21 protein-coding genes are annotated in these 24,573 nt (G+C 62.8%); 11 read left to right on the forward strand and 10 right to left on the reverse strand.

Annotated features, from left to right (window positions below; all coding sequences use genetic code 11):
- Nucleotides 1–31: 31 nt before the first annotated feature.
- Nucleotides 32–1,042, forward strand: a complete 1,011-nt coding sequence (gene purM / locus G9C82_RS03225) for a phosphoribosylformylglycinamidine cyclo-ligase (protein ID WP_127013357.1) — start codon at nucleotides 32–34, stop codon at nucleotides 1,040–1,042.
- Between the two features lie 27 nt (nucleotides 1,043–1,069).
- Here purM and G9C82_RS03230 read toward each other — a convergent pair whose 3' ends face one another.
- The 3 genes from G9C82_RS03230 to G9C82_RS03240 form a co-directional block, all read right to left on the reverse strand.
- Nucleotides 1,070–1,249 (reverse strand): hypothetical protein, encoded by a 180-nt coding sequence (locus tag G9C82_RS03230; protein ID WP_011223028.1) that lies wholly within the window; start codon nucleotides 1,247–1,249, stop codon nucleotides 1,070–1,072.
- A gap of 86 nt (nucleotides 1,250–1,335) precedes the next feature.
- Nucleotides 1,336–1,878, reverse strand: a complete 543-nt coding sequence (locus G9C82_RS03235) for a CBS domain-containing protein (protein WP_004962262.1) — start codon at nucleotides 1,876–1,878, stop codon at nucleotides 1,336–1,338.
- Between the two features lie 70 nt (nucleotides 1,879–1,948).
- Entirely contained in the window at nucleotides 1,949–2,320 is a 372-nt protein-coding gene (locus tag G9C82_RS03240; RefSeq protein ID WP_004515717.1) for a DUF555 domain-containing protein, read from the reverse strand.
- A 273-nt stretch (nucleotides 2,321–2,593) separates the two neighbouring features.
- Between G9C82_RS03240 and G9C82_RS03245 the strand changes: the two genes are divergently transcribed.
- From G9C82_RS03245 to G9C82_RS03270, 6 genes are all read left to right on the forward strand, one after another.
- Entirely contained in the window at nucleotides 2,594–2,764 is a 171-nt protein-coding gene (locus tag G9C82_RS03245; RefSeq protein WP_004962266.1) for a hypothetical protein, read from the forward strand.
- Nucleotides 2,765–2,859: 95 nt separating this feature from the next.
- On the forward strand, nucleotides 2,860–3,582 hold the full coding sequence (gene psmB, locus G9C82_RS03250) for an archaeal proteasome endopeptidase complex subunit beta (RefSeq protein ID WP_004962269.1): 723 nt from the start codon (nucleotides 2,860–2,862) through the stop codon (nucleotides 3,580–3,582).
- Between the two features lie 202 nt (nucleotides 3,583–3,784).
- Nucleotides 3,785–4,585 (forward strand): FkbM family methyltransferase, encoded by an 801-nt coding sequence (locus tag G9C82_RS03255; RefSeq protein WP_127013358.1) that lies wholly within the window; start codon nucleotides 3,785–3,787, stop codon nucleotides 4,583–4,585.
- A gap of 44 nt (nucleotides 4,586–4,629) precedes the next feature.
- Nucleotides 4,630–5,997, forward strand: coding sequence for a phosphopentomutase/phosphoglucosamine mutase (locus G9C82_RS03260; protein ID WP_127013359.1), 1,368 nt, complete (start codon nucleotides 4,630–4,632; stop codon nucleotides 5,995–5,997).
- A 64-nt stretch (nucleotides 5,998–6,061) separates the two neighbouring features.
- Nucleotides 6,062–6,448: a cytidine deaminase gene (gene cdd / locus G9C82_RS03265; protein ID WP_004962275.1), complete on the forward strand. Its 387-nt coding sequence runs from the start codon at nucleotides 6,062–6,064 to the stop codon at nucleotides 6,446–6,448.
- Nucleotides 6,445–7,269 (forward strand): nucleoside phosphorylase, encoded by an 825-nt coding sequence (locus G9C82_RS03270; protein ID WP_127013360.1) that lies wholly within the window; start codon nucleotides 6,445–6,447, stop codon nucleotides 7,267–7,269. Before cdd ends, G9C82_RS03270 begins: the two co-directional genes overlap by 4 nt.
- 263 nt (nucleotides 7,270–7,532) lie before the next feature.
- Here G9C82_RS03270 and G9C82_RS03275 read toward each other — a convergent pair whose 3' ends face one another.
- Both G9C82_RS03275 and G9C82_RS03280 read right to left on the reverse strand, forming a co-directional pair.
- Complete coding sequence (locus tag G9C82_RS03275) at nucleotides 7,533–8,702, reverse strand: NAD(P)/FAD-dependent oxidoreductase (protein WP_127013361.1); 1,170 nt, start codon at nucleotides 8,700–8,702, stop codon at nucleotides 7,533–7,535.
- Between the two features lie 144 nt (nucleotides 8,703–8,846).
- A complete protein-coding gene (locus tag G9C82_RS03280; RefSeq protein ID WP_004515710.1) occupies nucleotides 8,847–9,380 on the reverse strand; it encodes an Rrf2 family transcriptional regulator in 534 nt (177 codons plus the stop codon).
- A 110-nt stretch (nucleotides 9,381–9,490) separates the two neighbouring features.
- Here G9C82_RS03280 and G9C82_RS03285 point away from each other — a divergent pair, with 110 nt between their 5' ends.
- On the forward strand, nucleotides 9,491–10,408 hold the full coding sequence (locus G9C82_RS03285) for an NAD-dependent epimerase/dehydratase family protein (RefSeq protein WP_127013362.1): 918 nt from the start codon (nucleotides 9,491–9,493) through the stop codon (nucleotides 10,406–10,408).
- Nucleotides 10,409–10,471: 63 nt separating this feature from the next.
- On the forward strand, nucleotides 10,472–11,386 hold the full coding sequence (rocF, locus tag G9C82_RS03290; RefSeq protein WP_127013363.1) for an arginase: 915 nt from the start codon (nucleotides 10,472–10,474) through the stop codon (nucleotides 11,384–11,386).
- Between the two features lie 219 nt (nucleotides 11,387–11,605).
- Here rocF and gyrA read toward each other — a convergent pair whose 3' ends face one another.
- Both gyrA and gyrB read right to left on the reverse strand, forming a co-directional pair.
- The gene (gene gyrA / locus G9C82_RS03295) at nucleotides 11,606–14,050 is read right to left on the reverse strand and encodes a DNA gyrase subunit A (protein ID WP_127013364.1); all 2,445 of its coding nucleotides are present in this window, start codon (nucleotides 14,048–14,050) and stop codon (nucleotides 11,606–11,608) included.
- Entirely contained in the window at nucleotides 14,047–15,975 is a 1,929-nt protein-coding gene (gene gyrB, locus G9C82_RS03300) for a DNA topoisomerase (ATP-hydrolyzing) subunit B (RefSeq protein ID WP_007187987.1), read from the reverse strand. Before gyrB ends, gyrA begins: the two co-directional genes overlap by 4 nt.
- 138 nt (nucleotides 15,976–16,113) lie before the next feature.
- On the opposite strand from gyrB, the gene G9C82_RS03305 reads away from it, so the two are divergent.
- A complete protein-coding gene (locus G9C82_RS03305; RefSeq protein WP_127013365.1) occupies nucleotides 16,114–18,504 on the forward strand; it encodes a DNA topoisomerase VI subunit B in 2,391 nt (796 codons plus the stop codon).
- Nucleotide 18,505: 1 nt separating this feature from the next.
- On the forward strand, nucleotides 18,506–19,612 hold the full coding sequence (locus tag G9C82_RS03310) for a DNA topoisomerase IV subunit A (RefSeq protein ID WP_004962323.1): 1,107 nt from the start codon (nucleotides 18,506–18,508) through the stop codon (nucleotides 19,610–19,612).
- Here G9C82_RS03310 and G9C82_RS03315 read toward each other — a convergent pair whose 3' ends face one another.
- The 3 genes from G9C82_RS03315 to G9C82_RS03325 all read right to left on the reverse strand — a co-directional run bounded on the left by G9C82_RS03315 (nucleotide 19,613) and on the right by G9C82_RS03325 (nucleotide 24,573).
- Nucleotides 19,613–20,359, reverse strand: coding sequence for an MBL fold metallo-hydrolase (locus G9C82_RS03315; protein ID WP_127013366.1), 747 nt, complete (start codon nucleotides 20,357–20,359; stop codon nucleotides 19,613–19,615).
- A 63-nt stretch (nucleotides 20,360–20,422) separates the two neighbouring features.
- Nucleotides 20,423–22,087 (reverse strand): ATP-dependent DNA ligase LigA, encoded by a 1,665-nt coding sequence (gene ligA / locus G9C82_RS03320; RefSeq protein ID WP_127013367.1) that lies wholly within the window; start codon nucleotides 22,085–22,087, stop codon nucleotides 20,423–20,425.
- Nucleotides 22,088–22,125: 38 nt separating this feature from the next.
- On the reverse strand, nucleotides 22,126–24,573 hold the full coding sequence (locus G9C82_RS03325) for a type II secretion system F family protein (protein WP_127013368.1): 2,448 nt from the start codon (nucleotides 24,571–24,573) through the stop codon (nucleotides 22,126–22,128).

Below are 24,573 nucleotides of genomic sequence, written 5' to 3' on the forward strand. Positions count from 1 at the left end.
TCTTTTGCCCCCGCCACGCACGCTCTCGGGTATGACCGACAGTGAGTCCGAGGCCGACGACGCCGACAGCGAGGAGGGACTGACCTACGCAGAAACCGGTGTGGACATCGACGCCAGCGAGGCGGCCACGAAGGCGCTCATCGGCGCGGCCGGCGAGTTCGAGGGCGACTACGCGGGACTGGTAGACATCGGCGACCAGTACCTCGCGCTCGCGACGGACGGCGTTGGAACGAAGCTCCTCGTCGCCGAGGCCGTCGACGACTACTCGACTATCGGCATCGACTGCATCGCGATGAACGCCAACGACCTCATCGCGACTGGTGTCGAGCCGGTCGCCTTCGTCGATTACCTCGCAGTCGAAACGCCCGACGAGGAGACGAGCGAGGACATCGGCGCAGGGCTCCGGACAGGGGCCGAGCGAGCCGACGTGGCACTCGTGGGTGGCGAAACCGCCGTGATGCCGGATGTCATCAAGGGGCTGGACATCGCCGGGACCTGCGCCGGACTGGCACCGAAAGACGCCGTCTTCCCCGGTGAGGCCGAGGCCGGTGACGCTATCGTCGGCTGGCCGTCCTCAGGCATCCACTCCAACGGACTCACGCTCGCTCGTGAGGCGGTCACGCAGGACCACGAGTACACCGACCCGTTCCCGCCGAACCCTGACACGACCATCGCCGAGGCACTGTTGACGCCAACGCGGATCTACAGCGAGGTGCTTGCGCCGCTTCGGGCCAGCGAGACCCACGCAGCCGCGCACGTCACCGGCGGCGGCTGGACAAATCTCACGCGGATGGGGAGCTATCGGTACGAGATTACCGACCCCTTCGAGGCCCAGCCCGTCTTCGAGTTCATCCAGGCGGAAGGCGAGGTCTCTGACGAGGAGATGCACCGGACGTTCAATATGGGGACCGGGTTCGTCGCTGCGGTCCCCGAGGCCGACGCTGCGGAGATTGTCGCCGACAGCGAGGACGCTCGCGTGATCGGGGAAGTGGCTGACGGAGACGAGGCGGTTGCGATTCGCAACCTCGAACTCACCGAGTAACCGATTTGGGGCGCTGACAGAAGCCGATCAGGCGGACAGGATGTCTTTGCCGGCGGTTTCCTCCGCAATCCGAATCTGGAGTGCCTGTCGGATGTGGTATCTGGCCGCTTCACTTTCAGCGGTTTCGAGGGCCTTTTCGAGTTCGGTATACAGTGGGTCGCTGGGATTGGCCATATGCGTACGTCTCTCGTTAGTGAGAATAGACATATACCCCTGACACTGTTTTCGGTATTAAGTCCCTCCTACGGGGATTACGGACCCACTATCCCTATTTGCGTTTGTGAGAATTGGAGTTAGCTGACCGTACGCGCGAGGTCCGCTTCGGTTATGACACCGATAGTTTCCCCACCTTCGACAACCATCACAGCGGCATTGTGGTTCAAGTAAGCGTCGACTTCGTCGATAGGAGCGTCGGGCTCAACGGTTGCGATAGATTCGTTCATTACTTCAGCCACGGGGAGGTCGCCGACGTTTTCCTCGGGGCGCTGTCGGATGTCGGAGTTACCGATGAGTCCCTGCGGTGCCCCGTCACGGATGACGGGGACTTGCGAGTACCCTTTCTCGTCCATCAGGTCCTTCGTCTGGTGGACGGAATCGTCGGGTGCGACGCCAACAACGGGAGAGTTCATCAGGTCGCGGGCCTTGATGATACCGCCTTCGGCCTCTTCGAGGGCGGTCACGATCCGACGGAGTGTCGACAGCCGCGGGTCCACGTCGCCACCTTCGATACGAGCGATAAGGGGCTGAGAGACGTCAGCCCGTTCCGCCAGTTCGCTCTGAGTTAGCCCGAGTTCGTTGCGGCGCTCCCGCAGATCCTGTGGCGTCGGTAAGTCCATATCCGCTAATTACCAGAGGTAATATAAAAAGCCCACGGCTACTGCGGCGGGCGAATCAAGTGGAGCGCGACTATGCTTCGGCTTCGGCTTCGTCCTCGTCGGCTTCGGTCTCGAACACCTCAACGACTTTCAGCGGGACGTCCCGAAGTGCGCCGCCGATTTCGCTTTTGGCGATCCGCTGTGCGTGTTCGGGGGATTCGGCGTTGAACACATCCATCTCAAGTACCAGTCCGACGAGCGCCGTGTCGGCCGCGATGAACGCCGAGTCGAACGGTTCGCCACAGGCCGGACAGCCGGTCGCACCGACTTCGACCTCAACGTAGTCCATCTCGGCTTCGTTGAGTCGCTTTCCCGCTTCGCTCACTGCTACACCGATAGCGTCGTCGATGTCGTCTACGTCACGAACCAGCCAGGCTGCTTCCATCGCCACGAGGTAGTTCATACACGAACTCTCGTGGTCCGACTATTCGATAGTTTTGATTCGCCGCTGTTGCGCACGTCACCATTACTATCTCTATAACTTATGCGAACCAGCTATCTGACTCATACCCCCATTATGTCTAATCGGGAGATCGGTCGGGTAACAGTCCGGTCTTTCATGCATCTCAGCAAACCGCAAGACAGCGGCCCATTAGTTCATCATAATCAATACTGCGCAACTGAAATTCGGCAACAAAGCTTATATACTAGACTCACTCTGGAACGACCGAGGAAGATGGTAGCTCGACTGTACTCCGCAACGCTGTTCGCACTGTACCAACTCACCCTGCTGCTGGGCATCATGCTGCTGCCGGTGGCAATGCTCACAGAGCAGTTCGGACTCCGGCTGCCGATGGACCGGGCCGTGTCGGGACTCAACGAGGCCTACGACCAGGCGAGCGCGTAAGACGAAGCAGCCGACTGAAGACCTGCCCGCAGTGGATGCCGTCAGGTCTATCAGGAAAAGAGGTTTTATCAGCACCCGACTAGTATCCAACAGTAATGCGAGATATGACTCCGGGGCCGGACCTTTCTGGACCCCAGGCTGCCGACGAGTTCCAGAGTGACCCGTACGCGCCCGAAGTCGGCGAGCTCCCTGAACAGTCCGCACAGGATTCAGAGAAGGTCAACAAGACCGGGACAACCACCATCGGCATTAGTACGTCCGACGGCGTCGTCATCGCGACGGACATGCGTGCCTCACTTGGCGGTCGCTTCGTCTCGAATAAGAACGTTCAAAAGGTCGAGGAGATTCACCCCACGGCGGCGCTAACCCTCGTCGGAAGCGTCGGCGGCGCACAGTCATTCATCCGGACGCTTCGTGCGGAGGTCAACCTCTATGAAGCTCGGCGCGGCGAGGACATCAGTATGAAAGCCCTCTCGACGCTGGCCGGCAACTTCGCTCGCGGCGGTCCCTTCTTTGCGATCAACCCCATCCTCGGCGGCGTCGACGACGACGGCCACCACGTCTACTCCATCGACCCGGCTGGCGGGGTCATGAAAGACGACTACACTGTCACCGGCTCCGGGCTCACCGTCGCGTACGGGACCCTCGAAGACCGCTACGAGGAAGACATGACCAACGAGGAGGCAAAAGAGGTCGCTGCTGCCTCCATCAAGGCCGCCGCCGAGCGTGACACCGGCTCCGGTAACGGCATCTACCTCGCCGATGTCACTGCCGACGGCGTCGATATCAACGGCTACGACTTCGACGAACTGCTGTAGCGGCACGCGACATAATTGTTGCAGTCAAGTCTCGTCTCCGACCCTGTTTTCACTGCCGAAGTCTGCGATATTTTAGCAGTTCGACCAGAGAGTCTGAACGGCAGGCGGACGCACCGTCGTGTGACCTGAGTGGAACTATGGAAGCGCGTGAAATAACCATTAATCGACAAGTATAGGTAGGTGGTCTTAATAATATTTCCAAATGACACTTTCCGATGTAGCTGTTCACCTTGCATCTCAGGCTGGAGTCAAACCGCTTCTCGGTACCCTCTACAGCCGGTATCGCGACTTCTCCTATCGGATTGCTGGTGAGACGTACGCAGTTACGGTCGGCGATGTCAGCACAGAGTTTCTGATACCGACCTACAACGAATTTACCGACCTCTGGAAGATAGATGAACGGCCGGTACTCGCCGATCTACTGGGGGAACTTCGGCCCGACGACGTGTTCTACGATATTGGAGCTAATATCGGCCTGTATGCCTGTCTGGCATCACAGGTGACCGACAGCCCGGTGATCGCATTCGAACCACACCCTGACAACGCCGAGCGGTTGCGACAGAATATGCAACACAACCGGGCCGATATCTCGCTATTCGAACACGCACTGGTCGATGAAAACGGTGAGGCAGAACTCTCCATTACGCTCGAAAAAGTCGGTTCAGCCGGGCATTCACTGGTGACGACAGCCAACACGCACGAGACAATCACAATTAGCAAGCGACACGGCGACGAGTTCATCGCCGACAACCAACTGCCGACACCAACCGCAATTAAAATCGATGTCGAAGGAACGGAGGGCGCTGTTCTCAATGGTCTCTCAACGACGCTTGACCAGCCCTCGTGCCGACTCGTCTACTGTGAAGTCCACGGAGACCGACTCGAAGCCAATGGCCACTCCGTCGCTGGCATCCGGAGTCAACTGGAGGGCCATGGTTTTGCTGTGGCCGAACGGGTCATCCGTGACGGCAAGGGCGACACATTCCTCATCGGGAAGAAGTGAGGGCCGAACGAGAGAATTATACGGTCGGCCTCCGCATCGCCGGTATGGAACTGTTCGGGACCGCGGGAATCCGCGGTGATGTCGTATCGAAGGTGACGCCGGACCTTGCACTGCGAGTTGGACAGGCGACTGGCCGAGACGGCGAGACGTTCGTGCTGGGGTACGACGGGCGCGTAACCTCGCCAGCACTTGCTGATGCGATGGCCGCGGGACTGCAAAGCGCCGGCGCGCGCGTCGTCAGAATCGGCCGCGTACCGACGCCGACGCTGGCGTATGCCTCACAGGGCCGCCACGGCGTGATGATTACCGCAAGCCACAACCCACCGACCGACAACGGCATCAAGCTGTTTGCAGACGGCACCGAGTACGGCGACGACGACGAGACGCGCATCGAAGGGCGAATCGAGGACGGCTCGACACCGACAGCCTGGCGCGACTGGGGCGACACGGAGTCGGTCGACTACCTCGACGAGTACCGAGGTGCTGTCGCCGACTACGCCGAGTCGCTCGGCGGCGACCCGTCGGGGCTGACAGTCGCCGTCGACTGCGGGAACGGCATGGCCAGCGTGGCGACGCCGCAGGTCCTCCGGGAACTGGGTGCCGACGTGCTGGCGACGGAGGCGAACGTCGACGGTACCTTCCCTGGCCGCGAGAGCAAGCCGACGCCGGAGACGCTGGCCGACTTCCGCGAGTTCGTCGCCGAATCCGACGCTGACTTCGGGTTCGGCCACGACGGCGACGCCGACCGAATCGTCGTCGTCGACGCCGACGGCGATGTCATCCACGAGGACACGATACTCGCGATGCTCGCCGAGCACTATACGCGTGCCGCTGACGTTTCGGACCCGGTGGTCGTGACGACGCCCAACGCCTCCGGGCGTATCGACGAGCGTGTCGAGGCCGCCGGCGGCCGCGTCGAGCGCATCCACCTCGGTTCGCTCCACGTCGGCATCGCCGACGTTCGCGCGGACGCGACCGACGAAACCGAAGTCGTCTTCGCCGCCGAACCCTGGAAGCACATTCACACCGCCTTCGGCGGCTGGATCGACGGCGTCGCCAGCGCGGCCGTGCTGACGCGCCTGTTCGCCGAGGAGAGCGTCGCCGACAGGCGGGCCGTCATCTCCGAGCGGCCCTATGAGAAAGTAAGTGTGGAGTGCCCCGACGACGCCAAAGCCGAAACGATGGAGCGACTGGAATCCGACCTGCCGGACGCGTTCCCCGAGGCCGACGTCTCGACCGAGTACGGCGTCCGACTCTCCTTTGACGACGGGTCGTGGACGCTCGTCCGGCCGAGTGGCACCGAGCCGTACGTCCGGGTGTACGCAGAGAGCGACGACATCGACGCGCTGGTCGCGGACACCACACAGGCGGTCCGCGACGCCGTCGCGGCCGTCAGTGCCGCGGACGCCTGACGCCCGAGCACCGACTGCTACCGAGACCGATAGAATTTCTACACGGCCCTTCGACGCCCAGTGCATGGAGGACCTCCTCGACGCAGCGAGAGACGCCATTGACGAGGCGTACGCGCCGTACTCGGAGTACACGGTCGGCGCGGCGCTCGAAACGAGTGATGGAAGCGTCTACACCGGTTGTAACATCGAAAACGCCAACTACAGCAACAGCTTGCACGCCGAGGAAGTGGCCATCGGTGCGGCTGTCAGCGACGGGCACCGGTCGTTCGAACGCGTCGCTGTCACCTCTGGCAAGCGAGACGGCGTCACTCCCTGTGGGATGTGCCGCCAGACGTTTAGCGAGTTCTGTGACGAGTCGTTCGAAATCATCACTGACGGCGACGAGCCGACGGTGTACGAGCTCGGGGAGCTTCTGCCGACGACAATCACCAGCGACCATCTCGACAAATGACAAGCGATAGTGAAGACCCGAACGACGACGTACAGTACCATCTGGAAGTAGGCGAGGACGACGTGGCCGACAGCGTTCTGCTGCCGGGGAACCCGGAGCGTGTCGAAAAGGTCGTCGACTACTGGGACGACCACGACATCGTGGCCGAACACCGCGAGTACCGCACAGCAACGGGCACTCACGACGGCACGCCAATCTCCGTGACCTCGACCGGTATCGGCGGTCCGTCGGCCGCTATCGCGCTCGAAGAACTGGCCCGCGTCGGCGCTGACTCCTTTATTCGGGTCGGCTCCTGTGGCGCAATCCAGGAGGAAGCCAGCATCGGCGACCTCGTCATCACGACCGGCGCAGTACGACAGGAGGGGACCAGCAAGGAGTACGTCCGCGAGGACTATCCCGCCAGCGCCGACCATCGGATCGTTTCGGCGCTCGTCGCCGCCGCCGAGGAACTCGGCTACGACTACCACCTCGGCGTCACCTGCTCGACGGATAGTTTCTACGCCGGGCAGTCACGCCCGGGGTTCGAGGACTTCGAGGCCAGCGGCAGCGACGAACGCATCGAAGCACTCCAGGAGGCTGGCGTCCTCAACTTCGAGATGGAGGCCGCGACGATTCTCACGCTCGCGAACCTGTACGGCCTGCGGGCCGGCGCTGTCTGTACGGTGTACGCCAACCGCGTTACCGGCGAGTTCCGCACTGAAGGGGAGCGCAAAGCGGCCAAGTGTGCCAGCCTCGCCGTGTCGTATCTGGCGGAGATGGACGCGACTGTCGAGGAAGCTGACGCCGATGGGTGGCACGCCGGCCTGTCTATCGACCGCTAGATTTCTCTACGGCTGTAGCCGCGAGCGGCCGCTGTTACAGTCGGCGGTGCAGTACAGTGGGAGGGAGCAGTTATGACTGTGGATTCAGTGGCAGTCGTGGCGCGGTAAAGATAGCATACCGCGCGAGCGGAGCGAGCACGGTTTCACTCCGAGCGCGCTCGCAGAGCGCGACTCGGAGGGCGTTTTTAGCGTAGATTTTTGCAAAGGGGGTTCCCGCAGCACCGCAGGCGCGAGGAAACCCCCCTGCAGTAAAAAGGTACTCGCTACATGTCAGGCCAGGCCTTGGCGGCCCGACCGACACCAGTCATGTCGTTGATCCAGCGGGCGGCAATCGCTTTCTTCAGCAGTTTCGCCGGCATCCCGCCGAACGTCTCGATAGGCATATTCACCACGTCGTGGGCGACGGCTTTCTCGCCGACCGAAACGACCGTGCCCTTGTCCTTGTGGGTCCACGTCTTCAGCGGCTGGCCGCGAACCGCACGAGCGAGGTTCTCACCGGCGACTTCGGCGGCCTGCCAGGCGGCCTGCGCGGTCGGCGGGGCGGGCTGGTCGCCCGGCTGGTCAATCAAAGCCGAGTCGCCGATTGCGAAGACGTGTTCATCCTCGGTCTGGAAGTTCCCTTCGGCGTGGACGCGGTGGTTGCGCTCGTCCTTGTCCAGATCGACGTCTTGCATACAATCGCGGCCGGTGATGCCGCCCGTCCAGACCAGTACGTCGTAATCCAGTTCGTCCTCGTCGCCGATGTACACCGTCTCCTCGTCGACTTCGCCGATGAACTCCCCGCACTTGATGTTCACGTCGGCGGCTTCCAGACGCTTGCGCAGGGCACCCTGCAGTTCCGGGTCGCTGTTGGGCAGGACCTGGTCGAGGCCTTCCACGAGATGGATGTCGATTGGCGCGTTGTGTTCGTCGCGGAACTCGGCGACCTCGCCGGCGGTCTGAATGCCGGAGAGGCCAGCGCCGCCGATGACGACCTGTGCTGGGTCGTTTGTGGAGGCTTCGCGGGCCGCTTGCTGAACCTTGTCGTGGATTGCAAGCGCGTCGTCGAGGCTCTTGAGCGTCAGAGCGTGCTCTTTGAGGCCCTCGATGCCGAAGAAGGCCGTCTGGGAGCCCAGCCCAACGAGCAAGTAGTCGTACTCGACGGTGTCGGAGTCGGCGAGGTCTACTTCCTGAGCATCGGTGTCGATGCCGACGACCTCGTCCTGAATAAATGACGTCGACGGCTGCTTGATTCCGTGGACAGGGATGGCGATGTTCTCCTGCACGCTCGGGTCCCGGATGCAGCGGTGGGACTCGTGCAAGACCAGATGATAGTCCGTCTCAGAAATCCAGGTGACATCAACGTCCGTCTGGCCATCTAACTCGTCCTCGAAACTCTTTATTGCCCCCGCACCAGCATACCCCGAACCGAGCACCACTACGTTCTCTGTCATATCGCAGACTCTGCAACCGACTGATACAAACCCTTTGAAATCCCTCTCAGCGGGGGAACAATTCCCCAGCGCTGCTCATCGTCAGAGCGGTACGATGCAGCCCCGGTGACCGCAAAAAACAATTCAAAAGGCCAATCAGACGTACTAGTGTTCCGGCTCGCCCGCCGGTGCCCGCATATCATCGATAGCGAGAATGAGTTTGTTGTTGGTGTCGTCCTTGCCTTCGAGGGTCCCGATAATCTGGAGCTTCGACAGCGGTGTCGGTCCGACTGTCACCGAGTCGCCCTCGTGGAATTCGGACATCGTGCCCTGAAGCTGAATCTCGGCGCGGCACTCCTCGGGGTGGTGGACGCTAGTCAGGTCGATCTCCTCGACGTTTGAGTGTTCGACAAGCTCGCCGTTGTGGCGTAGCGGGACTTCGGCGGCCTGGTCCATGTCCTGAATCTGGAGCGCGTCGTAGGCGTTGGCGGTGGGCTTGTACCCACCTTTGGGGCCAGGGACGCCCTCGACCAGCTGCAGGGCTTTGAGGCTCTGCATCTGGTTTCGAATCGTGCCGGGGTTCCGGTCGACTTTCTCGGCAATGTCCTCGCCTTTGACAGCGCTTTCACTTTCCCGATAGAGATTTACCAGTTCCTGCAGAATGTTCTTTTGACTGGGTGTCAGTTCGATAGATGACATAATCTCTTGTTCGGTACAGCCGTCCTTAAATGCGACGGTAAACCGTCTGGAACCGTCTTAGAATCGCGGAAAACGTTAGTACTTTATTCCAGCGCTGACCTGACACAGATATGGAAAATCAGCGCGTTCTGGTGACTGGCGGTGGGGGGTTTATCGGGGCAAACCTCGCAAACAAACTGGCCGAGAACAACGATGTCGTCGCCCTGGATGACGGCTATCTTGGCACGCCTGAGAACGTATCAGAAGACGTAGAGTACGTCGAACAGAGTGTCCTCGACGACGACCTGCCGACTGACGTGGACGTGGTGTTTCACCTCGCGGCACTCTCCTCCTACGCGATGCACGAGGACAATCCGACCCACGGCGCTCGCGTGAACGTCGAGGGGTTCGTCAACACGGTCGAGCAGGCCCGGGACGACGGCTGTGACACCATCGTCTACGCCTCGACGTCCTCAATCTACGGCAGTCGGACCGAGCCCTCGCCGGAAGACATGGACGTGACGGTCAACACCGGCTACGAGGCCTCGAAGATGGCCCGGGAGACGTACGCGGAGTACTTCCAGAACCACTACGACCTTACGCTGGCCGGGATGCGCTTCTTTTCGGTGTATCAGGGCTACGGCGGCGCGGAGGAACACAAAGGCGAGTACGCCAACGTTATCGCCCAGTTCGCCGACGACCTTGCCAGCGGCGACGCACCGAAGCTGTACGGTGACGGCGAGCAGACCCGCGATTTCACCCACGTCGACGACATCGTCCGCGGGCTCGTCCTGGCCGCCGAACACGAACTGAACGACGTGTACAACCTCGGTACCGGCGAGGCCTACGACTTCAACACCGTCGTGGAGATGCTGAACGACGAGCTCGGAACGGACATCGAGCCGGAGTACATCGAGAACCCGATCCCCGAGGACGTGTACGTCCACGACACCTGTGCCGACTTCTCGAAGATGCACGAGGCGACGGGCTGGGAACCGGAGACCAGCTTCGAAGAGGGCATCGAGCTGGTCTGTGCGCCGTATACGTAGGCGATAACTGACTGCCGTCGGCTCAACGCTGGGTCTTTATTCGCCGCCCGTGGAGGCGACAGTATGCAAGAACAGGTTCGTGTTCTCGGCGTGCCGATGGACCTCGGCGCTGACCGGCGCGGCGTCGACATGGGACCGTCAGCAATACGGTACGGCGGCCTCGCCGACCAGTTGTCGGATATTGGTATCGACTGCATCGACGGCGGCGACATCGCTGTGCCGCGACCGGAGGAGCGCGACCCCGATGCCGGTGGTCTGGACAGTGGGCGCGCGAAGTTCTTCAGAGAGACAAAAGAGGTCTGTGAGGACGTGACGACGGCGGTCGACGCGACCCTCCGGGAGGGACGGTTCCCGCTCGTTCTGGGTGGCGACCACTCTATCGGCATTGGAACCGTCGCCGGTGCAGCCCGCGAGGACGAAGAGCTGGGCGTCATCTGGTTCGACGCGCACGGCGATTTCAACACGCCGGCGACGACACCCAGCGGGAACATCCACGGGATGTCGCTGGCGGCTGTCCTCGGTCTCGGTGCGTTCTCCGACCATGCGTGGGCGCACACACCAGCGGTAAGCGAAGAAAACGTCGTCATCGTTGGGCTGCGAGACGTGGACGACGGGGAACGCCGGCTGATCGAAGAAAGCGATATCACGGCATACACGATGTCAGATATCGACGCCCGGAGCGCGCCGGCAGTCGTCGATGAGGCGCTGGATATCGCAACAGAGGGGACGGACGGGATACACGTCTCGCTCGACCTCGACTGGCTCGACCCGACGGAGGCCCCCGGCGTCGGGACACCGGTTCGTGGCGGCGTCTCCTACCGTGAGGCCCACATCGCAATGGAGTACGTCGCCGAACAGCACGACCAACTGCGCTCGATGGAACTGGTCGAAGTGAACCCGATTCTCGACGAGCACAACCGCACTGCCGAACTGGCCTGTGAACTCGTCGCCAGTGCCTTCGGCAAGCGCGTACTGTAACTGTTTAGACGGCAAGAAGGCAATCCAAACCGCGCGACCGGGAATCGGGCCGTATTCGTCGGTGACGGCTGGCACGACTGTCACGCTCGCCACGCGATCGTCGTCTTCGAGTCCCATAATCGTCACCCCGCTTCCACCTTTTTCCCGCTCGGGTGGCCGGGGGCCACCACTCGCGGCAAAAACGTGGGCGAAAAAGGCCGCTCGCTTCGCTCGCGGCCGCTATTCAGTTTCTGCCGGCACAACTGTCACACTCGCCACGCGGTCATCCTCTTCGAGTCCCATAATCGTCACACCCTTTGTGTTCCGACCGACCTGGGACACGTCGCCGGCGCGGATGCGCATGATCTGGCCCTGTTCGGACATGATGACCAGATGGTCCTCGTCGGTGACAGCCTTGGCCGTCGACACGCGACCGTTGCGGTCGTCGGTCTTGATGTCGATGAGGCCCTTGCCGTAGCGTGACTGGGTGCGATACTCGTCGAGTTTGGTCCGCTTCCCGAAGCCGTGTTCCGTGACGGTCAACAGCGACCGGGGGTCGTCGTCGTCGGTGGCGACCATGGCCGCGACTTTGTCGTCACCCTGCAGTTTGATGCCGTTGACACCGCGGGCGGAACGACCCATCTCGCTGACCTCGCTCTCGCTGAAGCGGATGGTCATCCCCGCCTCCGTGGCGATGACGAGGTCGCCGGTGCCGTCTGTGACGTCCACGTCGATGAGTTCGTCGCCGTCTTCGAGTTTGGCCGCGATGATACCCGTCGAGAGGATGTTCTCGAACTCAGAACAGCAGGTCCGCTTGACGTAGCCGTTCCGGGTCACCATCGTGATGCACTCGTCGTCGCCGAACTCGTCGGTCGAGACGACGGCGGTCAGTTCCTCGCCGTCGTCCAGGTCGATGAGGTTGATAGCGGACTTGCCCCGTGCGGTTCGGGACATTTCCGGGATCTCGTAGGTCTTGAGCCGGTAGACCTGTCCCTGATTGGTGAAACAGAGCAGGTAGTCGTGGCTGTTGGCCCGGAACACCTTCGAGACGCGGTCGTTCTCCTTGGGGTCGGCCCCGATGATCCCTTTGCCGCCGCGGTTCTGGGGGTCGAAGTTCTCGACCGGCATCCGCTTGATGTAGTCGTCTTCGGTGATGACGACGACGCAGTCCTCCTCGGGGATGAGGTCCTCGTGGGTGACCTGGCCCTCGTCCTCGATGATGCTCGTCCGGCGGTCGTCGTCGTACTCGTCTTTGACTTCCTGGAGTTCGTCTGCGATGACGCCGTCGAGCTTCTCGCGGCTGTTGAGGACGGATTCGAGGTAGTCGATAGTGTTCTGTACGTCCTCGTACTCCTCCTCGATTTCCGTCGCTTCCATCGAGGTGAGCGAGCCGAGTTGCATCCGGACGATGTGGGCGGCCTGCTCCTCGGAGAACTCGAAGGACTCCTGCAGACCAGTGCGAGCGGCGTCGCGGTCCTCGCTGTTACGGATGAGTTCGACGACGTCCTCGACGTTTTCGAGCGCCTTCAGCCGGCCTTCGAGGATGTGGGCGCGGTCCTCGGCTTCGGCGAGGTCGTACTCGGAGCGCCGGCGGACGACCTCGCGGCGGTGGTCGATGTAGTGCTGCAGGGTCTCTTTCAGCGAGAGGACCTTTGGCTGGCCGTCGACCAGCGCGAGGTTGATGACGCCGAAGGTGGATTCGAGATGGTGGTCGAGCAGGCGGTTCTCGACCACGTCGACGTTCGCCCCACGCTTGAGTTCGACGACGATGCGGACGCCGTTGCGGTCGGACTCGTCACGGAGGTCGGAAATCCCCTCGATTTTCCCCTCGTTCACGTCGTCGGCGATGCGCTCGACGACGCGGGCCTTATTCTCCTGATAGGGGAGTTCGCTGATGACGATGCGACCCTCCTCGGGGTCGACTTCATACTCTGCGCGAACCCGCAAGCGGCCGCGGCCGGTCGCGTACGCCGAGTAGATGGCATCGCGGCCGACGATGTTGCCGCCGGTCGGGAAGTCCGGCCCCTTGACGTGCTCCATCAGGTTCTCAACGGTGGCGTCGGGGTTTTCCAGCAGGTGGACCGTCGCGTCGACCAGTTCGCCGAGGTTGTGCGGCGGGATATTGGTCGACATGCCGACGGCAATCCCGGACGACCCGTTCAACAGGAGGTTCGGGACTTTCGACGGCAGCACGTCGGGTTCCTGCAGGCGGTCGTCGTAGTTGCTGGAGAAATGGACGGTGTCTTTCTCGATGTCTTCGAGCAGTTCCTCGGCGATGGGGGCCATCCGCGCCTCCGTGTACCGCATGGCGGCCGCCGGGTCGCCGTCCATCGAGCCGAAGTTCCCCTGGCCATCTATCAACGGATACCGCATCGAGAAGTCCTGTGCCATCCGGACGAGCGTGTCGTAGATGGCCGAGTCGCCGTGCGGGTGGTAGTCACCCATCGTGTCCCCGACAATCGAGGAGGACTTCCGGTGGGCGGTGTTCGAGGAGACGCCCATCTCGTGCATCGCGTAGAGGATGCGCCGATGGACGGGTTTGAGACCGTCCCGAACGTCTGGGAGCGCCCGTCCCGCGATGACCGACATCGCGTAGTCGATGTAGGACTGCTCCATCTCGTCCTCGATGCGGACGTGCTTGATCTGCTCTGCCGGGGCGTTCGCGTCGTTAGCGTCAGAGCTCATATGTCGACCCACTCCGCTTCAGGCGAGTGCTCCTTGATAAACTCCTTGCGCGGTTCGACGGCGTCGCCCATCAGGATATTGAACATCTTGTCCGCGGCTGCGGCATCCTCGATGGTTATCTGCTTGAGAATCCGGTTGTCGGGGTTCATCGTCGTCTCCCAGAGCTGGTCGGGGTTCATCTCACCGAGGCCCTTGAACCGCTGGACCTGAGTGGGGTTCCCGTCACACTTCTCCTCGATGATTGTGTCGCGCTCCGCGTCCGTCATCGCGTCGTAGGTGTTCCCGCGGTAGCGAATCCGGTACAGGGGCGGCTGGGAGGCGTAGACGTAGCCGGCCTCAAGCAGCGGCTTCATGTGCCGGTAGAACAGCGTCAACAGCAGCGTCCGGATGTGTGCCCCGTCGACGTCTGCGTCAGTCATCAGGATGATCTTCTCGTACCGTAGGTCGTCGATGTCGAACTCGTCGCCGATACCGGTCCCCAGCGCGGTGATGAGGTTCCGGATTTCGTTGTTCTCCAGAATCCGGTCCAGCCGGTGTTTCTCGACGTTCAGGATCTTCCCTTTGATGGGGAGAATCGCCTGGAAATCCGGGTTGCGGCCCTGTTTGGCGCTGCCGCCCGCGGAGTCACCCTCGGCGATGAACAGTTCGGCTTCCTCGGGGTCCCGGGTCTGGCAGTCGGCCAGCTTTCCGGGCAGTGCGGTCGAGTCGAGTGCCGACTTCCGCCGGGTGAGCTCCTCGGCCTTCTGTGCGGCCTTCCGCGCCTTTGCGGCCTCAACGGCCTTCCCGACGATGGCTTCGGCCGTGTCGGGGTTCTCCTCGAAGAAAGTCGCCAGTCCGTCGTGCATCGCCGATTCGACGATGCCACGGACCTCGCTGTTGCCGAGTTTCGTCTTGGTCTGGCCCTCAAACTGTGGGTCGGGATGTTTGACAGAAATGACGGCCGTCAGCCCTTCGCGGATGTCGTCGCCTTTGAGTGTATCGTCCAGATCTTTCAGCAGATTATTGTCGGTCGCGTAGTCGTTAATGACCCGTGTGAGTGATGTCTTGAATCCTGTGAGGTGTGTCCCGCCCTCGCGTGTGTTGATGTTATTTGCGAAGGCGTGAATCGAGCCCTGCAGGTCGTCGGTCCCCTGCATGGCAATCTCGACCTGTACCGGCCCCTCCGCGATCTCTTCTTCGTCCTCGAAGTAGATGATATCCCGGTGGAGCGGGTCCTTGGTCTCGTTCAAGTACTCAACGAACTCGCGGATGCCGCCGTCGTAAGCAAACGTCTCAGTTTCGCCGTCGCGCTCATCGTCGATAGAGATGGCGACACCGGAGTTGAGGAAGGCGAGTTCACGCAGTCGGGACGATAGCGTCGAGAACTTGAACTCGCCGGTCTCGAAGATCTCGTCGTCGGGCCAGAACCGGACCGTGGTCCCCGTCTCTTCGTCGGGCTTGAGGTCGCGGACCTTCTTCAGGTCGTACTCCGGTTTGCCGTGGTCGAAGCGCTGCTTCCAGAGCGCGCCGTCGCGCCTGACTTCGACTTCGAGCCACTTCGAAAGCGCATTAACCACGCTCACCCCGACCCCGTGGAGTCCGCCGGAGACCTGGTAGGACTTGTTGTCGAATTTGCCACCCGCGTGGAGGATCGTCATCACGACCTCGACGGCCGGGCGGCCGTGCTCTTCGTGGGTATCGACTGGGATTCCCCGGCCGTCGTCGCTGACAGAGACGGAGCCGTCGTCGTGAATCGTTACGTCGATGTTGTCACAGTAGCCGGCGAGCGCCTCGTCGATCGCGTTGTCGACCACCTCGTAGACAAGATGGTGGAGGCCACGAGCGTCCGTCGACCCGATATACATCGCGGGTCGCTTCTGGACGGCTTCCAGCCCTTCAAGGGTCTGGATCGACTTTGCGCCGTACTCATCAGACTCTCCTGACATAGGAACTTACCCGTCCTAATAGAGGGGGACGTATAAAGCTCCCGCACGCGCGCGGGACTGCGATTTTGAAGCGAGGGTTTACTTTCACTCCGGTGGCGATTACCTTTTAACCCCGACGCGGGTACGTACCGCACGACAATGACCTCGTATCAGTCGCAACTCGGCGAGGGCGAGGGGATCGCCGAGGAGTTGGCCGAATCTCAGCGGGCCATCTCCATCGCCGAGTTCTTCGAGAAGAACAAGCACATGCTGGGCTTCGACTCGGAGGCCCGGGCGCTCGTTACGGCCGTCAAAGAAGCCGTTGACAACGCGCTCGACGCCTGCGAGGAAGCCGGTATTCTCCCCGATATCTACGTCGAGATTCAGGAGTCCGGGGACTACTACAAGCTGGTCGTTGAGGACAACGGCCCCGGGATTACGAAGGAACAAGCGCCGAAGATCTTCGGGAAGCTCCTCTACGGGTCCCGATTCCACGCCAGAGAGCAGAACCGCGGCCAGCAGGGGATCGGTATCTCCGCGGCCGTGCTCTACTCACAGCTGACTTCCGGCAAGCCCGCAAAAATAACGTCCCGGCCGAAGGGTCAGGACGAGGCGCAGTACTTCGAACTCATCGTCGACACGGACACTAACGAACCCGAGATTAGCGTCGACGAGACAACGACGTGGGAGCGACCCCACGGGACGCGAATCGAACTGGAGATGGAGGCCAACATGCGGGCCCGGTCGACGCTGCGGGACTACATTCAGGACACCGCTGTTGTCAACCCTCACGCCCGCGTCGAGTTCGACGAACCGGGGCTGGACGAGTCCCTGAAGTTCGAGCGGGCCGAGCGCGCGGAACTCCCCGACGAGACCGAAGAGATCCGCCCGCACCCCCACGGCGTCGAGTTGGGGACGCTCCTGAAGATGCTCGAAGCGACGGATTCGTACTCCGTATCCGGCTTCATGCAGGAGGAGTTCACCCGCGTCGGCGGGAAGACCGCCGACAGCGTCATCGCGAACTTCAACGACCGGCACTACGGCCGCGGCATGGCCTGGCAGCCGCCGAAAGTCAACGAGGACGCCGATATCGAGCGCGCTGTCGAGGACGCCGTGGCGAACAAGGGCGCTGAAACCACTGCGACGTTCGCAGCCGCCGTCTCCGATGCTATCCACGACCGCGACCGGGTCGCGTACCACGAGGTCGAATCCATCGTCGATTCGGCGGCCGAAGACGCCGAAGCGGACGGCGACACGACGTTCGGCGCGACAGTTCGAGAAAACGCCGTCGACGCCGCCTGGAACGCCGTCAGCGACAACTTGTCGAGTGACCTCTACGCCCTCGTCGACGACGTGACGACGAAACGCAAGGACGACGCCGCAGTCGAGGGGCTGGCGAGCCGACTGGCCGACAAGTTCGACGACGACGGCCGCCACCGGCTGACCCGCGACGAACTCCGGGGCTACATCGACCGCGCGGCCGACATGACCGAGGAGCAAGACGACGCCACCTTCGGCGAGACGGCCCGTGAGAACGTGCTAGAGGCGCTCTGGACGGCCGCCGAGGGCGTCCCGGAGGAGCCGCCGAAGGTCTCAGATATCGCCGACGACCGCGACACCGCCAGCGAACTGCTGTCGGCGATGCGCGAGACGGACATCATCGCGCCGCCGACGGACTGCCTCTCACCCATCAGCGCGGAACTCGTCGAGGAGGGACTTCGCAAGGAGTTCGACGCGGACTTCTACGCCGCATCGACGCGGGACGCGTCGGTCCACGGCGGCGACCCGTTCATCGTCGAGGCCGGCATCGCCTACGGCGGTGAACTCGAAAGCGAGGGGACAGTCGACGTGATGCGATTCGCCAACCGGGTCCCGCTGGTGTACCAGCGCGGGGCCTGTGCGACGACGGACGTGGTGAAGTCTATCCGCTGGCGCAACTACAACCTCGACCAGCCCGGCGGCTCCGGCATCCCGAAGGGACCGGCAGTCATCATGGTCCACGTCGCCTCGACGAACGTCCCCTTCACCAGCGAATCGAAGGACGCCATCGCCAACGTCCCCGAGATGGAAGACGAAATCGAACTCGCCATCCGAGAGGCTGCTCGCGAACTCAAGAGCTACCTGAACAAGCGTCGGTCGATGCAACAGCGCCGCGAGAAGCAGGACAAGCTGGCGACTATCCTGCCCGAGATGGCCGAAAAGCTCACCGAAGTCACGGACAACGACGAGCTACACATTGATGACTCGCTGGCCCGCATCATGAACAACGTCCTCGTCGAGCGCGAGGTCGAGGACGACACGGTCCGGGTCCGTATCGAGAACAACGACGACACGAACGCGGACGTGGAACTGACCGACATCGTCACCGCCGAACCGCAGGTCACCAACGGCGCGACGGTCGTCGAGATGGACGGCGAGTGGTTCGTCAAGTGGTCCCCGACTGTCGGGGCCGGTGAAACCGCCGTCCTCGAATACAGCGTGACCGACGAGGCCGAGTTCACCGTCTCGGTCGACGGCATCGAAGAGGAGAAACTCACGGTGAACGCCTGATATGAGCACCGACTCAGACACCACACCCGACACCGAGGAAGCGCGCGAGCAACTCATCGACCTCGCGGCGGACTTCTACGACCAGTTCGCCGACGGCGAGGTGCCGACGATGACCATCCCGACCCGGACCAAGTCCAACATCGTCTTCGACGAGGACGAGCAGGTCTGGGTGTACGGCGACCGGAACTCCACGCGGTCGGCCAAGACGATATCCGGGGCCGAGAAGATTCTGAAGGCCGTCTATACCATCGACTTCCTCTCCCAGCAACTAGAGGAGGACCGCTCATCGACCCTGCGTGAACTGTACTACCTCTCGGAGTCCTGGGACCTCGACGAGGCCCAGTTCAACACGCAAGACGAGTCGAACAATCTCATCGAAGATCTGGAAATCGTCTCCGATGTCAAGCGCGAGGACTTCCACATGCGTCCGGAGGAGTCTGGGGCAAAGGTAATGGGGCCGCTGCTCCTCCGCGAGCAGACCAACCGCGGGGACCGCGAAATCCACTGTCAGGACGACGTGGGCCAGGGCGGCTACCAGATTCCGAACAACCCCGACACCATCGAGTTCCTCGACAACGACGCGAAGTTCGTCCTCTGCGTGGAGACTGGTGGCATGCGCGACCGACTGGTCGAGAACGGCTTCGACGACGAGTACGACGCGCTGGTGGTCCACCTCGGCGGCCAGCCCGCGCGGGCGACTCGGCGGCTCATCAAGCGCCTCCACGACGAACTCGACCTTCCGGTCACGGTATTCACTGACGGTGACCCGTGGTCGTACCGCATCTTCGGGTCGGTCTCCTACGGCTCCATCAAGAGCGCACACCTCTCGGAGTATCTGGCGACGCCCGAAGCGCAGTTCATCGGCATCCGCCCGGAGGACATCGTCGAGTACGAACTGCCAACGGACCCGCTGTCGGACTCTGACGTCAACGCCTTAGAGAGCGAACTGGAGGACCCACGCTTCCAGACCGACTTCTGGGAGGAGCAGATCGAACTCCAGCTCGATATCAACAAGAAAGCTGAGCAGCAGGCGCTCGCTTCTCGGGGGCTTGACTTCGTGACGGAAACCTACCTGCCCGAACGGCTGGACGAGATGGGTATCCTCTGATTAGCTCTCGTCCAGCACGACCGGAACGCCGCGTTTTGCGACGTCTTCGGCGAACGCACCGGAGTCCGCTTCCAGCGAGGTGAACGTGTTGTAGTGCATCGGGAGCACGAGGTCCGGGTCCATCGCCTCGGCCAGGTCGGCGGCCTCGTGGCGGTTCATCGTGAAGTTCTGGGCGATCGAGGGGACGAACAGCGACACGTCGAGTTCGGCGTGGCCCTCCAGCACGTCGGTGTCGCCGGGCCAGAACACGCGGGTGTCGTCCAGCGAGACGAGGAAGCCACAGCCGATACCCTTCGGGTGGATGGGGCTGCCGTCGTCTTTCACGTTCCGGCCGTCCTCGTGGTTGTACGCCGGCATGGTCCAGATCGGGACGTCGTCGACCAGCACGTCGGCCTCCATCGACACCTTGCGGACCTCGTAGTCGAGGTCGGCGAGGCGGTCGAGGTCGCGGTCAGTCGCGTGGACGTTGATACCTTCGAACGCGACGACGGTGGCGTCCTCGCTTGCGACGCGGCGGATGCCGTCGGGGTCGTAGTGGTGGATGTGGGTCACGCAGACGATATCCCCGTCTTTCGGGGCGTAGTCCCGCGTCGGCGGATGGCCGATGCCGGGCGTGTCCGGTTCCCACTCGCCGGTCAGGACGCCGTACCGGCCGGGGTCGAAGTAAACCACCGTATCCTCGCCTTCCAGTCGGAGCGTCGCGTAGCCGAGCCACTCCGCAGTGATGCCGTCGTGTCGGACTGTCATGAACGGTTGTTCTTGGAGACGCCCATTACGCGTGTCGGTCCGTCTCGAAACGGCCCAGCGGCGCTACTGTGACTCGGCCAGTCGCTCGACGCGCGCAAGCGAGTCAGCGCTGTCAGGCGTCTTGTCCTCGCGGACCGAGAGGAACCGGGGGAACCGAAGCGCGTAGCCCGAGGCGTAGGACTGGGAAGCCTGTATCTCCTCGTAGCCGACTTCGAAGACAATGGCCGGGTCGAGCACTACGTCGCGGCCGTCCTCGCTCCGGATGTACGGTTCGAACCGCTCGGTCAGGTCGTCCAGTTCCTCGTCGGTGATGCCAGTTGCGACGTTCCCGACGGTGGCGTAGCCGTCGTCGGTTCGGACAGAAAGCTCGAACGAGCCGAGCACGTTCGCCCGGCGGCCCTCGCCCCACTCCGCGCCGGTGACGACGCAATCCAGCGTCTCTACGTCGGGTTTGCGCTTGCGCCAGTGCTTGCCCCGCTTGCCGGGCGAGTACGCCGCTGTCGGGTCCTTCAGCATGATCCCCTCCTGTCCGGCGGCGAGGGCCTCAGCCTCCAGATTTTCAATTTCCTCGGCGTCGTCGGACAGCCACATCCGCGAGAGGATATCGCTGTCGGCCGGGAACAGTGATTCGAGGCGGTCGTGGCGCGTCTTCAGCGGGGCATCGAGCAGGTCCTCACCGGCGGCGTGCAGGCAATCGAAGGCGTGCAGGCGGACGGCCACGTCCTCGCGGGCCGCGGCCACGTCGTGTTTCCGGCGGAAGCGACGCAAGACCTCCTGAAACGGGAGCGGGTCGCCGCCGTTGTCGACCGCGACCACCTCACCGTCGAGGATTGCCGGTGCGTCCAGCGTCGACTCCACGGTCTCGACAACCTCCGGGAGCGGGTCGGTGACTTCCTCCATGTTCCGGGAGAACAGCCGCGCGTCCTCGCCGTCGAAGTGGACCTGCACGCGAGCGCCGTCGTACTTCCACTCGACCGCGGCGCGGTCCCAGTCTTCGAGCGCGCCAGCGACCGTGCCCGCCTGTGCCAGCATCGCCTGAACGGGGCGACCGATTTCGAGGGTGACGGTCTCCAGTCCGGACTCCCCTTCGTCGCGGGCCACTTCAGCAACCATACCGTAGTCGTTCGACACCTGCACGGCCCGTTCGACGGCCTCGACCGGCACGTCGAAAGCGGCCGCCACAGCGCCCCGGACCGTCCCCTCGCCGACGCCGATACGCATCTCTGAGAGGACGAGGCGGGCGAGGTAGCCGGCTTCCGTCGACGAACACCGCGAGAACAGGCCAAAGAGGATATCGACTTTCGTCCCTTGGCTCCCACTGCCGTCGACAGCCGCCAGGTTCCGTAGCTCGTCGTCGAGTTCCGCGACGGTCAGCGCGTCGTCCCCTCCACCACCAGCACCGAACGCGGCGAGGCCCTGCTGACCACCGAGGTCGTAGCTGGCCGCGACGGCCCCGATTTCGCCCATGTCCGCGAGGCGCTGCTCTACGTCGTCGGCACTGACGTTCTGGCCGGCCGCCCGGGCAATCGCCTCGTAGCAGAGCCGCGGCCCGATGTCGAGCGTGCGGGATTTATAGGCCGGAAACACTCGACCTTGAACGAAGCGAGCAAGCGTCGAGAGGTCCGGCCCAGCGTCGGTAAGTAGGGCAGTAACCGCCTCCGTAATCGCGGTGTCGGCGCTTTCGGCTTCGATTGCTTCGGCCCGGTCGGCGAAGGCGGGGAACTCCATCAGCGCCTCCTACCCGATTGGGCACCGTAAATCCAGCGTCACTCGACCGTGTATTCAACGGTGACGTTCTCGCCGGCCGTCGACGACGAGTATGGCCGGTCCGGTGCCCCCGAATTGCTGTTGAAGGGATAGTCAAGCTGCTGGTTCCCGTTGGTGTCCTGATGGGCGACGAGCACGAGCGACTGGCCAGTCGACGGCGGCCTATCGAGAGTTATCTGCACATCGCTGTGGGACCCCGAAGGGAGGTACTCGGAGGTCCCGAGCACTCTGCCGTCCTCCTCGAACTCCCGGACAACAATGAACCCTCCCTCCGAAAGAGACGCTGATTCGACCGTTATCTGGTCGCCGGACACGGCGGGGCTGGTGACCGTCATCGACGCGACCGGCGAGGACAGCAAGATGAACGCGATGTACGCGACGCCCAGCAGAATCGCAGCGTGTTTCGCGCCGTCCTTGAGCGTTCCTTCCCCGAGTTGGCCGCCGATGAAGCCGGTCAGGACCGCCTGAATCAGCGCAGTGTGGAAGAAGACCAGCGTGTACGCGGCCTTGTCGACGCGGCCGAAGCGAGCGAACTGGTCGACGCTGACGCCCAGACGGTTCGACTCCCCGGCCGGCGTCGGCACGCTGGAGGGCAAGCTCGGGACGAGCACCTCCTGCACGGCGACGATGATGACGAGAAACACCAGGAAGGCGACGTAGATGACGACGAGGTAGGTGAGCATCTGCTGGCGTCGCCGGCGCTTCAGCCGGAGGTCGGCCCGCGACTGGGTGGCTGCGATGCGGAACACCGGACCAAGCTGGCCCGAGGCGTGCATCGCGTGGGTCAGCAGCGTCACGATGCGCGTGACGGCCGTGGTCTGGACCCGGCGGCCAAACCGGACGAGCGCGTCGTCGACGTTCGCGCCCATCCTGATGTCGGCCCAGATACGGTGCATCTCCTCTGTGAGTACGCCGATGTCACTGCCGCGGACCCGACGGAGGCTCTCGACGACAGTCATCCCGGCCTCGTTCAGGCTTGCCAGCCGTTCGAGTAGGTCCGGCGTCGCGTCCTCAATGCGGGACAGCCGCTGCGTGTAGATGAACCGAACCAGCGCGAACGGCCCCAGAATCAGCAGGACTGACTGGATGACGAGGTCGTCGAGGAGACGGATGTTGACCGTCGATGCCTGGAACGCAGGTGGGGCACGGACGAGCAACAGCACTACCGCGACGGGCACGGTGAGATAGAGGACGTACACCGGGTTCCAGACCAGCGACTGAATCGGGGAGCTGAGCAGTTCCCGAAGCGATTTCACGCGGTCGTGGAACCTGAGCCGGTCCCAGTTCGCCTCGTCGGCCGGGACGACGCCGCCATCAGGCAGGCCGAGAGGGCCAGACCCCAGACTGGGTTTCCCCAGCGTCGCCGTTTCGTACCGGTCCAGAATGTCTGTTGTCCCGCCGTTCCCGATACCAAGCGACTGGAGCTTGCTATCGAGATATACCATGAACCCGACGTTAGCCAGCGGGATGACGAGATATGCCATCATCTGTAACAGCCAGAGCGTGTCCGTCGTCGTCAGGCCGAACACGAGGAGAATCGTCATCAAGAAGAGCACGGCGGCGACGAACACGGTGACGTACGCCTCGGCGACCGTTGCCAGCCGTTCCAGCAGGTCCTCCTGACGCTCGGCGGCTTCTTCCTGATGGCGCTCGTACTGCTCGCGGAGGAACGGGGCCAGCGACTGGCCGCTCTGGAGGACGCTGGAGAGGTTCTCAATAAACGTCTTGAATTGTTCGCTGGGGGTCCGCCGGGAGACGTGTTCGAGCGCCGTAATCATGTCCCGGCCGAACAGGTCCATCTCCCTGACAGCGACGCCGACCTCTCTGGCTGTGTCACCGTAGATTTCTTGATTCCGGGCCAATACACGCATCACGTCCGAGAAGGACATCCCACCGCGGGAGAGCGCGTACATGAAGGCGATGGTGCGGGCCATCCCCTCGTCGATGTTCCGGCTTCGCACGTCTGCCTGATTCTTGAGCCGCTCCCAGCGGTAGAGGTACGTGAGGCCGGCCGTCGCCGCGCCCGAAAGCACGCCGCCGCCGATGAGGATGTAGAGCGTCTGCGTCGGCGTCAACACGAGTTCAAACGTGCGCAGGCCAAAGGCGGTCACCATCGTCGAGGGGAGCCCCTGTGCAAGCTCCACCAGCGCTGGCAGAATTAACAGCAGGCCACCGATAGCGTACGCGCCGGTGATAGCTCCCCCAACGGCTCCGACACAGGCGTACACCAGCGTTCTGGCGGCGTAGCCGCGGTACGTCTCGTCGACGTATGCGGCTTCGAGCTGTCGTTCGCGTTTTGGCGACTGGCCTACGTACCGGCCGAAGAGCCGTCGGGACAGCCGCGTGACGTTGCGGTCGAAGCGCTCGTTGACGGTGCTGTAGCCGACCAGCCCGAGAATCCCAACGACGACGGCGAGCGGTGCCAGACCGAGCGGGTTCAGCGCCAT

This window comes from Haloarcula sp. R1-2 (assembly GCF_011627385.1).
Classification (GTDB): Archaea; Halobacteriota; Halobacteria; order Halobacteriales; family Haloarculaceae; genus Haloarcula; species Haloarcula marismortui.

Excerpts from the sequence above, each read along its gene's own strand:
- ligA (WP_127013367.1), bottom strand. The coding sequence starts at position 22,087 with ATGGAGTTCCCCGCCTTCGCCGACCGGGCCGAAGCAATCGAAGCCGAA.
- rocF (WP_127013363.1), top strand. The coding sequence starts at position 10,472 with ATGCAAGAACAGGTTCGTGTTCTCGGCGTGCCGATGGACCTCGGCGCT.
- cdd (WP_004962275.1), top strand. The coding sequence starts at position 6,062 with ATGGAGGACCTCCTCGACGCAGCGAGAGACGCCATTGACGAGGCGTAC.
- G9C82_RS03270 (WP_127013360.1), top strand. The coding sequence starts at position 6,445 with ATGACAAGCGATAGTGAAGACCCGAACGACGACGTACAGTACCATCTG.
- G9C82_RS03285 (WP_127013362.1), top strand. The coding sequence starts at position 9,491 with ATGGAAAATCAGCGCGTTCTGGTGACTGGCGGTGGGGGGTTTATCGGG.
- G9C82_RS03260 (WP_127013359.1), top strand. The coding sequence starts at position 4,630 with ATGGAACTGTTCGGGACCGCGGGAATCCGCGGTGATGTCGTATCGAAG.
- G9C82_RS03240 (WP_004515717.1), bottom strand. The coding sequence starts at position 2,320 with ATGAACTACCTCGTGGCGATGGAAGCAGCCTGGCTGGTTCGTGACGTA.
- G9C82_RS03280 (WP_004515710.1), bottom strand. The coding sequence starts at position 9,380 with ATGTCATCTATCGAACTGACACCCAGTCAAAAGAACATTCTGCAGGAA.
- gyrB (WP_007187987.1), bottom strand. The coding sequence starts at position 15,975 with ATGTCAGGAGAGTCTGATGAGTACGGCGCAAAGTCGATCCAGACCCTT.
- G9C82_RS03305 (WP_127013365.1), top strand. The coding sequence starts at position 16,114 with ATGACCTCGTATCAGTCGCAACTCGGCGAGGGCGAGGGGATCGCCGAG.
- purM (WP_127013357.1), top strand. The coding sequence starts at position 32 with ATGACCGACAGTGAGTCCGAGGCCGACGACGCCGACAGCGAGGAGGGA.
- G9C82_RS03325 (WP_127013368.1), bottom strand. The coding sequence starts at position 24,573 with ATGGCGCTGAACCCGCTCGGTCTGGCACCGCTCGCCGTCGTCGTTGGG.
- gyrA (WP_127013364.1), bottom strand. The coding sequence starts at position 14,050 with ATGAGCTCTGACGCTAACGACGCGAACGCCCCGGCAGAGCAGATCAAG.
- G9C82_RS03235 (WP_004962262.1), bottom strand. The coding sequence starts at position 1,878 with ATGGACTTACCGACGCCACAGGATCTGCGGGAGCGCCGCAACGAACTC.
- G9C82_RS03245 (WP_004962266.1), top strand. The coding sequence starts at position 2,594 with ATGGTAGCTCGACTGTACTCCGCAACGCTGTTCGCACTGTACCAACTC.
- G9C82_RS03230 (WP_011223028.1), bottom strand. The coding sequence starts at position 1,249 with ATGTCTATTCTCACTAACGAGAGACGTACGCATATGGCCAATCCCAGC.
- G9C82_RS03315 (WP_127013366.1), bottom strand. The coding sequence starts at position 20,359 with ATGACAGTCCGACACGACGGCATCACTGCGGAGTGGCTCGGCTACGCG.
- G9C82_RS03310 (WP_004962323.1), top strand. The coding sequence starts at position 18,506 with ATGAGCACCGACTCAGACACCACACCCGACACCGAGGAAGCGCGCGAG.
- G9C82_RS03275 (WP_127013361.1), bottom strand. The coding sequence starts at position 8,702 with ATGACAGAGAACGTAGTGGTGCTCGGTTCGGGGTATGCTGGTGCGGGG.
- G9C82_RS03255 (WP_127013358.1), top strand. The coding sequence starts at position 3,785 with ATGACACTTTCCGATGTAGCTGTTCACCTTGCATCTCAGGCTGGAGTC.
- psmB (WP_004962269.1), top strand. The coding sequence starts at position 2,860 with ATGCGAGATATGACTCCGGGGCCGGACCTTTCTGGACCCCAGGCTGCC.